Source organism: Salinisphaera sp. C84B14, from assembly GCF_040361435.1.
GTDB lineage: Bacteria > Pseudomonadota > Gammaproteobacteria > Nevskiales > Salinisphaeraceae > Salinisphaera.
In genome coordinates this window covers 1-13148 of sequence record NZ_APNL01000019.1, presented here as the reverse complement: position 1 = coordinate 13148, position 13148 = coordinate 1, and the positions used below count along the sequence as shown (strand labels likewise).

The window sequence follows — 13148 nt, the reverse complement described above, 5'->3', positions numbered from 1 at the left end:
GCTTAACAGCACGACACGCACTCGGGCAGAGCCCTACGCGCTAGCCACCGCCGGCCGACGGGCGTGCGGACGCCGGATCCAGCGGTCTGCAGTCCTGCCACAGGGCCTTGCCGTAGTCGCTCATGTGGACGCTAAAGCGTTGAAGCCGCGGATAAAGCCGCATGTCGCGACGGACCCGATCCATGGTGTTTCGTAGCTGGGTGTCGGCCATGAGCAGCTCGTACTGATCCGCCAGGCGGTCGTCTTCGGGGCCGGCTTCGAACACGCCCAGCGCGAGCAGTTCGCTCATGTATTGCGGCACGTAGTCGCGCAGCAGCACGCCGGCATCGCGTCCGAGCGAGCTGGCGTTGGACAGCACCACCACGCTCACCGGCCCGGCCGGCAGTCGCCCGGCGGCGATATGGCATAGCGGCGCGATTTCGCGATCGGCCAGCAGCGCCATCATCGCGACCTGATCCGGGACGAGCCGGGCCAGGGTCTGGCGATACATCCATACCCGGGCCGCTTCGGGATCGACACCGCGCGACTGCGCGATCAGCCGCGCCATCATGTCGCGCGGGGCCGGCCCCTCTACGGTTGCAGCGCGCGTGCGCGCACTGTTATCCACGCCGTCGTCGGACATCGCATCCAGGCGCTGCTTGAGTTCGGCCATGGCCCAGCTTTCGGCATCCTGAAAGCGGCGCACCGCAGAACCGGCCACTGGCCATTCCTCGGCAGCGCGTGCGGCCTGGCGCAAAAACTGGAACGCTCGCGGCGTTCGCACCGTCAGATTCTTTCTGCCCGCCATCGTCTATCTCCAAATCGAGACGGCCGCGCTGTGCACGGCCCGTGTTGCCGACCTCATCCCAGGCCGGTCATGCCGCCAAAACGCTCCATGAAAACGCTCGAGAAGAGCACGATCAACTGGAACCAGCCCACGGCCAGACCCAGAGCCGCGCCAACCGCAATCAGTATCCACTCGTCTTCCTCGAACGCGGGCCGCAGCATGCCTTCGAACTGGCGCGGCGTGAGGCTTTGCAAACGCGTGACCAGCGTTTCCCGTATCGCCATGGCGTCTTCGGCATAGCCGGTCATATGCGATAGCGTCTGCGGCATGCGAGCCACCACCTCGGCCACGGCGTCGGCCTTGATCTGCTCGTATTCGTCGCTGCCCCAGGTCCAGTTCACGAACGGACGGGCTACGCTCGCACTGGAGTCGATCGCACGCTGCACCTCGGTCTGAACCAGCGCGAACAGTTTATCGGCATAGGGGCCGGTCAGAATCTCTTCGAGAATATTGGCCGGGGTGAGAATCTGCGTGGCCACGAGGTTGCCGTAGTCCGCGGCGACCTCCTGTTGTCGCTTGAAGAACAGGCCTTGAACCGTGAAGCCAAAAATACGAAAACCGCGCTTGGGATTGAAGATCATCTTCAAGGCCAGCCAGTTGGTGGCCCAGCCCACGAGCAGCCCGAACAGCGGCAACAGCCACCAGGCCTGGAAGAACACCCAGATCAGCATCTGGATCAGGCCGAAGGCAAATCCGAAGTAGGCGCCGGAACGACCGATGAATACGAATTCGTTGCGCCCGGTTTCCAAAAAGATCCGGTTGAGCAGATTCTTTTCGCGCACCAGCACGCGGGTGATCATGCCCTTGAGATCGAACATGTAGCGCACGTTGCTGCGCACTTCGTTCATCAGCTCGCGGATGATCGTGGGCGCTTGGGCTCGTACGCGCCGCTTGATCTGGCTTCGCACTACCAGCGGCAACGCCTCCCACAGGGTGGGATGGTGCCGATACATCACCGTATCGGTGATTTCATCGGTCAGCTCGATCATCGGGGCTTCGAGTTCGTCGGCGACGCGCGCCGGATCCAGCCGGCTGAAGATCTCGTCTTCGGTAATCAACGACTCGGTGATCGTATCCACCGAAATGCCGGTCATCTTCGAGGCCTTGCGCGGCACGATGCCCTGCCAGCCGAGCCACGGTTTATACGCACCGATGAACTCGACGGGATAGAACATCATCTTGATCGCCACGACGTTGGTCACGTAGCCGACCACGGCGCTTATCACCGGCATGGAAATATATTTCCAGGTCTCGACACTCAGATAGAGAAAACTGCCGTCCATGCATCGGTGTGGCGCCCATCCATCGCAGGACCGGCGCCATGCTCCTCGAACTTGTCGTCGTTATTATGATGCGCTCAACCCGAGCGGCGTATCGTCGCCGTTGTCATCGGGCGATGTCGATCATAGCAGCCGCACACCTTCGCACCGCCTGCCTCGACACACAAATCGCAAAACGACGCGTCAGCCGGCGATTCCGGCCTCGGGCGCACCCCGCAGGCGCGCGTTGATACGCGCGAGTTCGTCAAAATTCAGTACCCCGGCCGCCGCGCGCAGGCGCAAGCGTGCCAGCGCATGGTCGTACCAGGCCTGCTTGCGATCGGCGCGTCGCTGCACGAGCGCGATCTGCGCATCGATCACGTCGAGCACCGTTCGATTGCCGAGCCGATAACCCGCCTGAGCCGCCTCGAGCGCGGTCTGGCCCGAGGCAATGGCCCGATCGAGCGCGTTCAGGCGGCGCTTCGTGGCCTGAACGTTGCGGTAGGCGTTGTTGATATCGATAAGCAGCTGGCGCCGTGCCGAGATTACGTCCAGGCGCGCCTGTTCGGCGTTGTATTCGGCTTCGGAAACCGCCGCGCGCGTGGATCCGCCAGCGAATAGCGGCATTTCCAGCTCGACGCCGACCGAACGGGTTTCGTCCACCAGATTGGCCTGGCCACCGGCGCCGAGCGGGAACAACTGCTCCTGGCGCCCAACGCGCCCGACCAGATTGACGGTCGGCAAATGGCCGCCGCGTTCGGCGCCGATCTGTTCGCGGGCCGCACGCCAAGCGGCTTCCGAGGCCGCCACCTGGGGCGAACGTTCCAGCGCCACGGCCAGCCACGCCTCGCGATCGCGCGCGCTGTCGTCGCGGCCCGGCGCGGGCATGGCTTCGTCGACCTCGATACCGGACAACGCCTGCGGCGCGCGACCGGTCAACGAGATCAGCGCATCGCGCGCGCTGGCCAGCTGGTTCTCTGCATCGATGGAATCGACCAGGGCACTGTCGAGGCTGGACTGTGCCTCCTGCTGGTCGGTGATCGGATCCAGGCCGGCATCATAGGCGGCCTGGGCCCGGTCGAGCTGGCTTTGAATCGAGCGCTGCTGCTCGCGCGCGGAATTCAAGGCATCGCGCGCGGCCAGCACGTCGAAGTACGCCTCGGCCACCCGCACGATCAGCGTCTGCTCGGCGTTGGACAACGCCAGCACCGCCTGATCGCGGCGCGCATTCGCCGCGTCCTTGTTCTGCCAGGCCGTCCAGTTGAACAGCGGCTGGGTCAGATTCAGCGAATAACCTTTCTGATCGGAGGTCGTCGGCCCATCGTTGCCGCCAAAGAAGCCGCCCCCGCCGGCAAAGCCGGTATCGCCGCCTTCGGGCGACTCGAAGGTCTGCTCCTGTTCGACGCGCGTGTAGCTGGCGCTAGCCGACAGCGACGGCAGCAGCTGACCACGGGCCTGACGATAGCGTGCATCGGCCGCGCCGGACTCGGCGCGCGCGGTGAGCAGTTCGGTATCGTTGCGCAGAGCCTGATCGTAGGTATCGAGCAGGTTCTGCGCGGCGTGGGCCGGCAGCCCCCCGGCCATGGCCAGCAGCGCGATACCCATCGCCGGCGCGCGATAGCGGCGATTGCCTGCTCTCATGCAGCCTCTCCACGACGTTTCGAAAAGCGCGCACCCACGCGGGCGCCCAGCACCAGCATGCAGGGGGTGAGCACGAGCGTAAGCAGCGTCGAAAACATCAGCCCGCCTACGATGGCCGTGGCGAGCTGGGTCCACCACTGGGTCGACGGCGCGCCGAAGGTGATCGAACGCCCGACGATGTCGATATTCATCTGCAATACCATGGGCAGCAGGCCAAGAATCGTGGTCACCGTGGTCAACACCACCGGCCGAAGACGCTCGGCGCCGGTCTGGATCACCGCATCCCAGGCATTCAGGCCCGCGCTGCGGTTCACGTTGTAGGTGTCGATCAGCACGATGTTGTTGTTGACCACGATACCTGCCAGCGCGATGACGCCGATACCGCTCATCACCACCCCGAACGGCTGGCCGGCGATCAACAGGCCCAACAGCACGCCGACCGTGGAAAACATCACCGCCGACAAGATCAGAAACGACTGGTAAAAACTGTTGAACTGGGTCAGCAGAATCACGCCGATGAGTGCGACCGCCACGCCGAACGCCTTGGACAGAAAAGCCTCGGCGTCGCGCAGGTCCTCGTCCTCGCCCTTGAAGGCGATATCGATACGGGGATTGAGCTCGGCTGCCTCGACGTGATCGCCGATCCAGGCGCGCAACGCGTTGAGCTGGTCGGCAACGAGCGCGCCCGGCGCCACGCCGGATTCGATCGTGACCGTGCGCTGGCCACCGGTACGCTCGATATTCTCTACCTTGGGCGCGGCCACGCGGGTGACGAAATTGGACACCGGCACCTGCCCGCTCTCGGTTTGCAAACGCAGGTTGTCCAGCGAATCCAGATTGCGCGAATCCTCCGGGAAGCGCACGCGGATATCGATTTCGTCGCTGGCGTCGTCGGGCCGGTATTCGCCGACCTTGACGCCCTGGGTGACCAGCTGGATCGCCTGGCCGATGGTGGCCACGTTGGCGCCGTAGCGGCTGGCCTCGGCCCGGTCGACATCCATGCGCCATTCCAGCCCCTGGCTCGAACGCGTGTCCTGAATATCGGTGAAACCGCCCACCTCGGCCATGCCGCGGCGTACGAAATCGGCTGCCTTGTCGAGGGCGGGCATGTCCGGCCCGGAAATCTGCAGCTCTACCGGCTTGGCCTGGGTCGGGCCCTGGGCCTGTTCCTGAACCTCGGTACGGATCCCGGGAATGCCGGCAATACGCTCGCGTACATCGGCCATGATTTCGCCGGCCGGCCTGCGCACGCCCCAGGGCTCGAACTCGAGCTGAATCTGGCCGATCACGTCGTCGGCCGTACCCTGGCGAAACGATTCCTGGCCGGCGCCGGTACGTGTATAAACCGACGCAAACCCGGGCATGGCCAGGACCCGATCCTCGACCTGGCGCACGAGCCGATCGGCCTCGGCGATCGATTGCTGGCCGCGGGCGTGAATCTGAATCACGGCATTGTCAGGCGAGATATCGGGAAAGAACTCCACGCCCTTGCCGAGCTGACCATAGGCCAGGATCGCGGCAAAGAACAGTACCACCGCGCCGATGGCGGTCTTGCCCGCGTGGCGGGCAAAAAACGACAGCGTGGCGACATAGGCCCCGGTCGCGCCCCGCAGTTTCTGGCCCGGCTGCCATACCGCCTCGGCGCCGCCCGGCGCGGAACCGCCGATCACCGCGCCCAGGGTCGGCACGAAGATCAGCGCCATCAAAAGCGAGGCGCTCAAGACCGCGATCAGGGTGATCGGCATATAGCGCATGAACTCGCCGACCACCCCCGGCCAGAACAGCAGCGGCGCGAACGCGGCCAGGGTGGTCGCGGTCGAGGAAATGATCGGCCAGGCCATGCGCTGGGCCGCGTGCATATAGGCCGACATCCGGCTCTCGCCTTCGGCCAGGAAGCGGTCGGCGAGCTCGACCACCACGATCGCCCCGTCCACCAGCAGGCCGAGCGCGAGGATGAGCGCGAACAGCACCACGATGTTCACCGAAAGCCCCATCGCCGCCAGGGTGAGAATACCCAGCAGAAACGAGCCGGGGATCGATACGCCCACGAGCGTGCCGGCACGCAGGCCGAGAATGCCCACGATCACGATCATCACCAGCAGAATGCCGCTGATCACGTTGTTCTGCAGATCCCCCAGCAGACGCGTGACGTCTTCGGATTCGTCCTGTGAAAAGTTCACCTGGATCGCATCCGGCCAACCCTGCTGCATGCGCGCGATCGCCGCACGTACCGCCTGATTGGTATCGATGATGTTCGCACCGATGCGCTTGGTGATTTCAAGCGCCAGCGTGGGCTGGCCGTTGAGCCGGGCAAAGCTCTCGCGGTCGGCAAAGGCGCGGCGTACGCTGGCCACGTCGCCCACGGTCACCACCTGATCGTCGGCGCGTTTGACCGCGGTATTGCGCAGCGCATCGAGGTTGTCGATCACCCCCGGCACCTTGATTGAAAAGCGTCCGCTGCCGGATTCGAGCGCGCCGGCCGGCACCAGCTGGTTGTTCTGCTGGACCGAATCGAACACCTCCTGCAACGACAGCCCGTAGGTTTCGAGCTTGAGCGGATCGATATTGATCTCGATCTGCTCTTCCCGGTCGCCGGCGATATCGGCTTCGAGCACGCCGGGGATGGACTCGACTTCGTCCTGTACGTCCTCGGCGAGCGAAACCAGCACCCGTTCGGACACATCGCCGTACAGATTGACCACCAGCACGGGGAACAGGGCCACGTTGACCTCGTTGACGGTGGGTTCCTCGGTGTCGCCGGGTAGATCGGCCTTGGCGATGTCCACCTGGTTGCGCACATCGTCGAGCGCGTCGTCGGGGTCGAAGCCGGCCTCGAATTCGAGGATAACGCTGGCATGCCCTTCCGAGGCGGTGGCGCTCATTTCCTTTAAGCCTTCGATGGAACGCAGCTCCTGTTCCATGGGCTTGACCAGCAGACGCTCGGCGTCCTCCGGCGAAATGCCTTCATGCGCCATCGACACATAGATGGTCGGAATGGTGATATCCGGCGAGGATTCCTTGGGAATATCTCGATAGGCGATGCCGCCTGCGATCAGGATCACGAGCAGGCCGAGCACCACCGTGCGCGGCCGTGAGAACGCCGCCGCGATCAGCGCGTTCATGATCGCGTGTCGGCGTCGTTCGTGGCTGGCTGCGCCTCGTCGTTCGGCGCTGCGGCATCGGCCGCCCCGGCCGCGGCATCGGCGTCATCGACGATCTGCACGGCATCACCCGCGCGCACGAAGCCCTGGCCGGTGGTGATCAGGCGCACGCTCTCCGGCAGCCCGGCCAGCCAGAGCCGGTCGTCGCTGCTTTTGACGATATCGGCGCCGTGAAAGGCCACGCGGCCGTCTTCGTCGATCGTCTTGATGCCCATCTCGCCGGCTTCGTCGAGGGTGAGCAAGTCGGCCGCCACTTCGTGCGCCTCGACCTGTTCGAGCGGCAGAATGAGCTTTGCCGAAGCGCCGGCCACAAGCCGGCCGCCGGGATTATCCACTTCCAGTTCCACCGGATAGGTCCGTGTGGCCTCGTCGGCTTCGGTGGCCACATAGCGCACCGTGCCCTCCACCATGCGGCCGTCGATCAGGCGCGCGCGGCCGGGCTGGCCCGGCTCGACGAAGGCGACGTCCTTTTCGGCCAGATCGCCGCGAACCACGAACGGATTCTGCTGGATGACGCGGGCAATCTCGTCGCCTACCGCGACATAATCGCCCACTTCCACCGGCCGTGTTTCCAGCACGCCGGCAAACGGCGCCCGAACGACGGTGTTGTCGATATCCTGCTGGATATTGGCCAGCTGGGCCTGGGCAGCTTCCAGATCGGATTTGGCCTGGGCCAGATCGGTTCGGGTCTGATACCCCTTCTCCGACATCTTGCGTACGGCTTCATACTGCAGCCGGCGCTGTTTTACCACCGCACGGGCTTCGTTGCGCGACGCCCCGCGATCGTCGAGGGCGATACGTGCGAGCACTTCGCCCGCCTTGACGCGGGCACCGCGCCGGGCGCTGATCGAGTCGATACGCCCGGCCGTCTGGGCGCGCAGCGTGACTGCGCGATCGGGCGCGGTACGGCCATTGAGCTCGACTTCGCGCCAGACCTGTTCGGCCGTCGATGTCCGTACCGCCACGCTTACGGGCTGGGCCTGATCGGCCTTGGGGGCGGTTTCGCCTGTCGGCTCCCCGCCGCCCACCATGCCGGAAGCCAGCCACGCCGCCAGTACGACCACGATGATCAGCACGATCCAGATCGGACGTATCGTGGGCATGCGACTCATGAGCGCTGCCCGCGGGAGATGCCGTCAGTGCGGTCGGCAAGATGTTCGATCAGCTCGCGAATGTTTTCCCTCGCCGTGTCGATGAAGTGGTGCATATCCGCCAGTCGTGTCTGTGCGCCGGCCCAATCGGCCGGCAATTCGCGCTCAGCCTGGGCGAGCGAGGCACTCATCGTGCCCATGCGTTCCACATCCCCCTCCAGCAGGCGCAGGTAATGTCGTTCGGCCAGCCGATAATAATCCTGACGATCGCCGGGCACCGCCGTGGCTTCGAGAACGCCGAGATTGCGCAGTATCCGCGCGTTCGTACTCACGCTCGCACGCGATACCTGCAATTCCCGGGCCAGCCTGGCCAGACTCGCCGGCCCGTCGTGGATAATGAAATAACCGAGAATGCGCCCGGCAATACGCGGCATGCCGTCGCTCTGTGCCGCCAGGCCCATGCGTTCGATAAAGCCGCTGACGGCCTGGGGGGTGTCGCTCATGGCGTGAAAGCCTATAGCGCCGCAATCATTCAATCAATACTGAACGAAACGAACGACGCATGCCGCTTGCATCCGTACCCGGCTACGGGCCTACCGTTTGTCGTCGTTCAGCCACTCGCCGCGCCGGTCGGCGGCGCAGACAGGAAGATGTATGGATTGGCTCTCCATGATCGGCGACACGATCTACACGATCGCGGGCATGGGCTGGAAGATGCTCTGGGCGCTGGTGCTCGGTTTCGCGATTTCCGGTGCCGTACAGGCTTTCGTGCCCAAGCACCGCATGGCCCGTGTCATGGGCGGGGATAGCCCGGCATCCCTGGCCCGTGCCGGCTTTTTCGGCGCGATCAGTTCATCGTGCTCCTATGCCGCCGCGGCCATGAGCCGCAGCGTATTTCTGCGCGGCGCCCATATCACGGCCGCGATCGCATTCATGATCGCGGCCACCAATCTGGTGATCGAGCTGGGCTTCGTGCTCTGGTCGCTGATGGGCTGGCAGTTCGTGGTCGCGGAATTCGCCGGCGGTATCGTGCTGATCGCGATCATGGCCCTTTTGATGAAAAGCTTTGGCCCGATTCGCGGTTTCGAGCGCCTGCGCGAGGCCGAATCCGACCAGGCCGATCAAGGCGAAGACGACACCGTGCCCAGCCTGTTCAGCCTGGAGGGCTGGCGCATGGCCGCATCACGCTTTGCCATGGACTGGTCGATGATCTGGAAGGATATCGTCATCGGCATCGTGGTCGCCGGCACGGTGGTGGTCTGGGTACCGCAGCGCTTCTGGCAGGCCGTATTCCTGTCCTCGGGCGATCACGTCAGCTGGCTGCAGATGATCGAAAACGCGCTGGTCGGCCCGCTCGTGGCGGTATTCAGCTTCGTATGCTCGGTCGGCAACGTGCCCATGGCGGCCGCACTGTTCAACGGCGGTATTTCCTTTGGCGGCGCCCTGGCCTTCATCTATGGCGATCTCATCGTCATTCCCATGCTGCTGGTCTATCGCCAGTATTACGGCACCCGCCTCGCCCTGCAGCTCGGCGCGATCCTCTATGTCGCCATGGTGCTCACCGGCTTTCTCATCGACGTGATATTCACGCTCGGCGGCTGGGCACCGCAGGCCACCGCCACCACGGTCGGCTCCATGACGTTCTTCGAGTTCGATTACACCTTCTGGCTGAACCTGCTGTTCATCGGCGTCGGCCTCAGCCTGTGGCGGCTGTCGAAACAGGCCAAGGCGCCGGCCCACTGCTGTCACCACCACTGAGCCGCTGCGTGGCGGCTGCGCCGACGTGCCCGGCGCGGCGCGCGTTACTTTGCTTGACGTCATACGAGCGCCGAGGATGAGCGACAACACATCGCATCACCGGACCTGGCGATGAGCAATGACACCGGCGGTATAGACAAACCCACGCCCGAGGCATGGTTTCACGTGCCCGAGCACGGCGAAAACAGCAACGTGGAAACACGCCTTGCGGCCCTGGAAGGCTATCTCACGCCCAACAGCCGCTTTTTCGTGCGCAGCCACAACCCGACGCCGCGTATCGATGCCAGCGGTTGGCGCCTGCGGGTACATGGCGACGGGCTTACCCGGGCGCTGGAACTCGACTACGCGGCGCTGCGCGCCATGCCCCAGATCGCGATGACCCGCGCCATCGAATGCGCCGGCAATGCCCGCGCCTTCTTTGCCGAGCGCTACGGCCAGCAGGCTGGCGGCGCCCAGTGGCATACCGGCGCCATCGGCGTGGCCGAGTGGTCCGGGGTGCGTCTGCGCGACGTGCTTGAACGTGCCGGCATTACCAAGACGGCGCGCGATGTGCTGCCGGTGGGCCTGGATGAGAACGCCTTTGCACGACCGCTTCCCGCGGCCAAGGCAATGGCCGACGATACGCTCATCGCCCTGACCATGAACGGCGAACGCCTGCCACCCGATCACGGTTTCCCGGCTCGGCTGGTGGTCTCCGGCTGGCTTGGGGCGGCCAGCATCAAGTGGCTGGGCGAAATCCGGGTATCGACCCAGGCGTTGCATACCCACTGGAACACGCGCGACTACACCCTGGCCGGGCCGGACTACCCGGCCCAGCCACCCGCCGACGGCATCCCGATTACGACCATGCCGGTGATGAGCGTGATCGAACTCGACTGGAACGCCGAACTGCCCGCCGGCGAACACACGCTGCGCGGACGCGCCTTTTCGGGCGAAGGCCAGGTGCGGCGCGTCGAATACGCCGTGGATGAAGACCCGTGGCGCGATGCGCGCCTGGAAGCGCCCAATATCGCCGGCGCCTGGGTGCGCTGGGCGTTCACGTGGCGGGCGACGCCCGGGCCGCACGTCATCCGCATTCGTGCGACCGACGACAACGGCCATGTTCAGCCGGCCTCGGTGCCCTGGAATGACCACGGTTGTCTGTACAACGCGGTCATTGCCCACCCGGTACGCATCAGCTGAGGCATCGGCCGGCCGATCAAGACCTGCACGCCGTCGGCGGACAATGCACCGGTCGAGGGTTTTGGTCGCGCTGTGCGCCCCCATGATCGAAGGCCGGCCTGTCGGTATCGGCTGCCGATACCCCCTCCACGAGATTTATCGATGACCGAACACCCTGCCCATGCCTTGCCGCCCATCGAAGCCGTGATCTACGACTGCGACGGCACGCTCGTCGACAGCGAGCTGCTCAACGCCCGCGGCGTTGCCGAGATGTTCGAAGCCGACTACGGCATCGCACTCGACGCCCGTGCGATCGAGTCCGAGTTTCGCGGCGGCCAGTTCGAGCAGATGATCGATACGCTGGCCGAGCGCCATGGCGTGGTCATTCCGGATGATTTCACCCCGCGCTATCGCCGCCAGATGATCGACCTGTTCTATCGCGAGCTACAACCCATGCCGGGTGTACGCGCTGCGATCGAAGCGATCGAGCTGCCCCGCTGCGTGGCATCGAGCGGACCGGAGAAAAAGCTCGCTGCCGCGCTCGATGCAACCGATCTGGCCCGCTATTTCGGCGACTACGTCTTCAGCGCCTATACGATCGGCGTGTGGAAGCCGGAGCCGGATCTATTCCTGACCGCAGCGGCCGCGCTCGATGTGGCGCCCGAGCGCTGTGCGGTGATCGAAGACAGCGACGCCGGCGTGATCGCGGGGCACCGCGCCGGCATGCAGGTATTCGGCTACGACCCGCACGGCGCGATCGCCAGGCATCCCGATATCGCACTGACCCGCTTTGTCCATTTCGACGAACTGCCGGGCCTGATCGCCGCCCGGCACGGCGAACACGCCGCGCGCGACTGAGCCGCTGCCTGCCGAGCTGCGAGCTCAGTCCTCGCCGAAGTGCCAGTACTCGATCGCGCGGCGCACGCAGAACACCGGCACCGCCTGCTCGTCCACGCTTCGTACCAGCGCATCGGCCTGCCCGCCATCGAGCACGAACATCAGCTCTTCGGGCTCATCAGCCTGTTCGAAAAAATGCGCCGAATGGGTATGCCCGCTATGGCCGGTGCCCTGGGCATCGACACGGCGCGTGCTGTGCTCGATGCCCTGTTCTCGTGCCAGTTCTGCGACCGTATCCAGTACCGGTTTGCCGTGATGGCGGCGCGACCGCGGCGCCATGAATATCAGCTCGAAGCCTTTCATCTTCCGTTGCTCCTGTTCATCGTCCAATCTGGCGCAACAAGGCCACTGCGCCCATACCCAGGCCGGTCATCGCCAGCGAGCCGGCCACGTGTGCGGCGATACCGACGAAGGCCCAGCCCAACCGGCCGCTCTGAATCTGGGTGAAGATCTCGGCCGAGAAAGTAGAGAACGTGGTCAGCGCACCAAGAAAACCGGTAACGATTGCCAGCTTCCAGAACGGCGACAGATCGGGCATGGCCGCAAAGGTGGCGATCGCCATGCCGATCAGGCCGGCACCCAGCAGATTGGCCGCCAGCGTACCGGGCGGCAACGCCGGGAACAGCGCGTTCAGCGCCAGACCCAGCGCCCAGCGCAGATTGGCGCCGCAGGCCGCGCCCACTGCGATCGCAAGAATGGAGACGGGTATGGACATCCGTGTGTACGCCCTTGAACCGAAGCAACAAGGTTACAAGCATGGGGCCCGCTCTGTCCCCTATGCCGCCAGCTCACAAGTGACGATGGTCGTTCACGAGAGGTTCAGCCCCCGGGCGTAACCGTGAATACCCAGGGCTCGTCACGGGCCTGATATGCAAACCACGAGGAGATCCCATGTATAAGCAATTCGCCATCGCGACAGCTACGGCACTGGCATTGACCGGGGGCATCGCACTGGCCGATACGGCCACCGACGCCGATAGCGCCACCGGTACGAGCCCCGGCGTGAATGCCGACGTGGGCGTCGATACCGGCGCCAATACCCAGTCCGGCACCGCCGGCGGCATGAACGGCACGGACGGGGCGGTCGGTGGCCAGGCCGGCGGCAGCACCTCGATCGGAGCCGATGTCGATACGGATACCGACGTCGACACCTCGGCCTCCGACGACCGCATGGATGATGACGATATGGACGGCGAAGCCGGCATGTCCTCGGACACGTCCGCGGCTGCCAAGGCCAACGCCGGCGCCGAAGGCGGCATGGATGCCGATAACGACGACCAGTAACCTCCGCCCGCTGGAAGGCAAAAAGCCCGTGTCGCGTGCGACACGGGCTTTTTTTTGGTTCATCGCAGAT

The 13148-nt window shown here is 64.9% G+C and carries 12 protein-coding genes; 4 read left to right on the top strand and 8 right to left on the bottom strand.

The window, feature by feature from the left end:
- Positions 1 to 40: 40 nt before the first annotated feature.
- The 6 genes from C84B14_RS14960 to C84B14_RS14935 all read right to left on the bottom strand — a co-directional run bounded on the left by C84B14_RS14960 (position 41) and on the right by C84B14_RS14935 (position 8481).
- Positions 41 to 787, bottom strand: coding sequence for an Abi-alpha family protein (locus C84B14_RS14960; protein WP_353225281.1), 747 nt, complete (start codon positions 785 to 787; stop codon positions 41 to 43).
- Positions 788 to 840: 53 nt separating this feature from the next.
- A complete protein-coding gene (locus C84B14_RS14955; protein ID WP_353225279.1) occupies positions 841 to 2109 on the bottom strand; it encodes a DUF445 domain-containing protein in 1269 nt (422 codons plus the stop codon).
- A gap of 180 nt (positions 2110 to 2289) precedes the next feature.
- Positions 2290 to 3726 (bottom strand): TolC family outer membrane protein, encoded by a 1437-nt coding sequence (locus C84B14_RS14950; protein ID WP_353225278.1) that lies wholly within the window; start codon positions 3724 to 3726, stop codon positions 2290 to 2292.
- Positions 3723 to 6848, bottom strand: coding sequence for an efflux RND transporter permease subunit (locus C84B14_RS14945; protein ID WP_353225276.1), 3126 nt, complete (start codon positions 6846 to 6848; stop codon positions 3723 to 3725). Before C84B14_RS14945 ends, C84B14_RS14950 begins: the two co-directional genes overlap by 4 nt.
- On the bottom strand, positions 6845 to 7999 hold the full coding sequence (locus tag C84B14_RS14940) for an efflux RND transporter periplasmic adaptor subunit (protein ID WP_353225274.1): 1155 nt from the start codon (positions 7997 to 7999) through the stop codon (positions 6845 to 6847). Before C84B14_RS14940 ends, C84B14_RS14945 begins: the two co-directional genes overlap by 4 nt.
- Positions 7996 to 8481, bottom strand: a complete 486-nt coding sequence (locus C84B14_RS14935; RefSeq protein ID WP_353225273.1) for a GbsR/MarR family transcriptional regulator — start codon at positions 8479 to 8481, stop codon at positions 7996 to 7998. Before C84B14_RS14935 ends, C84B14_RS14940 begins: the two co-directional genes overlap by 4 nt.
- 151 nt (positions 8482 to 8632) lie before the next feature.
- Between C84B14_RS14935 and C84B14_RS14930 the strand changes: the two genes are divergently transcribed.
- The 3 genes from C84B14_RS14930 (at position 8633) to C84B14_RS14920 (ending at position 11755) form a co-directional block, all read left to right on the top strand.
- Complete coding sequence (locus tag C84B14_RS14930; protein WP_353225271.1) at positions 8633 to 9736, top strand: permease; 1104 nt, start codon at positions 8633 to 8635, stop codon at positions 9734 to 9736.
- Between the two features lie 111 nt (positions 9737 to 9847).
- The gene (locus C84B14_RS14925) at positions 9848 to 10918 is read left to right on the top strand and encodes a sulfite oxidase (protein WP_353225269.1); all 1071 of its coding nucleotides are present in this window, start codon (positions 9848 to 9850) and stop codon (positions 10916 to 10918) included.
- A gap of 141 nt (positions 10919 to 11059) precedes the next feature.
- Positions 11060 to 11755, top strand: a complete 696-nt coding sequence (locus tag C84B14_RS14920) for an HAD-IA family hydrolase (protein ID WP_353225267.1) — start codon at positions 11060 to 11062, stop codon at positions 11753 to 11755.
- Positions 11756 to 11779: 24 nt separating this feature from the next.
- Here the strand turns inward: C84B14_RS14920 and C84B14_RS14915 are convergent, their stop codons facing one another.
- Together C84B14_RS14915 and crcB are read right to left on the bottom strand one after the other, a co-directional pair.
- A complete protein-coding gene (locus tag C84B14_RS14915) occupies positions 11780 to 12097 on the bottom strand; it encodes a DUF190 domain-containing protein (protein ID WP_348766355.1) in 318 nt (105 codons plus the stop codon).
- Positions 12098 to 12113: 16 nt separating this feature from the next.
- Positions 12114 to 12509 carry a fluoride efflux transporter CrcB gene (crcB, locus tag C84B14_RS14910; RefSeq protein ID WP_502949915.1) on the bottom strand — a complete coding sequence of 132 codons (396 nt, stop codon included), beginning with the start codon at positions 12507 to 12509 and terminating at the stop codon, positions 12114 to 12116.
- 176 nt (positions 12510 to 12685) lie between these two features.
- Between crcB and C84B14_RS14905 the strand changes: the two genes are divergently transcribed.
- The gene (locus C84B14_RS14905) at positions 12686 to 13078 is read left to right on the top strand and encodes a hypothetical protein (protein WP_353225265.1); all 393 of its coding nucleotides are present in this window, start codon (positions 12686 to 12688) and stop codon (positions 13076 to 13078) included.
- The last annotated feature ends 70 nt before the right edge of the window (positions 13079 to 13148 follow it).

Coding starts and splice junctions, on each gene's coding strand:
- C84B14_RS14960 (WP_353225281.1), bottom strand. CDS start 787: ATGGCGGGCAGAAAGAATCTGACGGTGCGAACGCCGCGAGCGTTCCAG.
- C84B14_RS14955 (WP_353225279.1), bottom strand. CDS start 2,109: ATGGACGGCAGTTTTCTCTATCTGAGTGTCGAGACCTGGAAATATATT.
- C84B14_RS14950 (WP_353225278.1), bottom strand. CDS start 3,726: ATGAGAGCAGGCAATCGCCGCTATCGCGCGCCGGCGATGGGTATCGCG.
- C84B14_RS14945 (WP_353225276.1), bottom strand. CDS start 6,848: ATGAACGCGCTGATCGCGGCGGCGTTCTCACGGCCGCGCACGGTGGTG.
- C84B14_RS14940 (WP_353225274.1), bottom strand. CDS start 7,999: ATGAGTCGCATGCCCACGATACGTCCGATCTGGATCGTGCTGATCATC.
- C84B14_RS14935 (WP_353225273.1), bottom strand. CDS start 8,481: ATGAGCGACACCCCCCAGGCCGTCAGCGGCTTTATCGAACGCATGGGC.
- C84B14_RS14930 (WP_353225271.1), top strand. CDS start 8,633: ATGGATTGGCTCTCCATGATCGGCGACACGATCTACACGATCGCGGGC.
- C84B14_RS14925 (WP_353225269.1), top strand. CDS start 9,848: ATGAGCAATGACACCGGCGGTATAGACAAACCCACGCCCGAGGCATGG.
- C84B14_RS14920 (WP_353225267.1), top strand. CDS start 11,060: ATGACCGAACACCCTGCCCATGCCTTGCCGCCCATCGAAGCCGTGATC.
- C84B14_RS14915 (WP_348766355.1), bottom strand. CDS start 12,097: ATGAAAGGCTTCGAGCTGATATTCATGGCGCCGCGGTCGCGCCGCCAT.
- crcB (WP_502949915.1), bottom strand. CDS start 12,509: ATGTCCATACCCGTCTCCATTCTTGCGATCGCAGTGGGCGCGGCCTGC.
- C84B14_RS14905 (WP_353225265.1), top strand. CDS start 12,686: ATGTATAAGCAATTCGCCATCGCGACAGCTACGGCACTGGCATTGACC.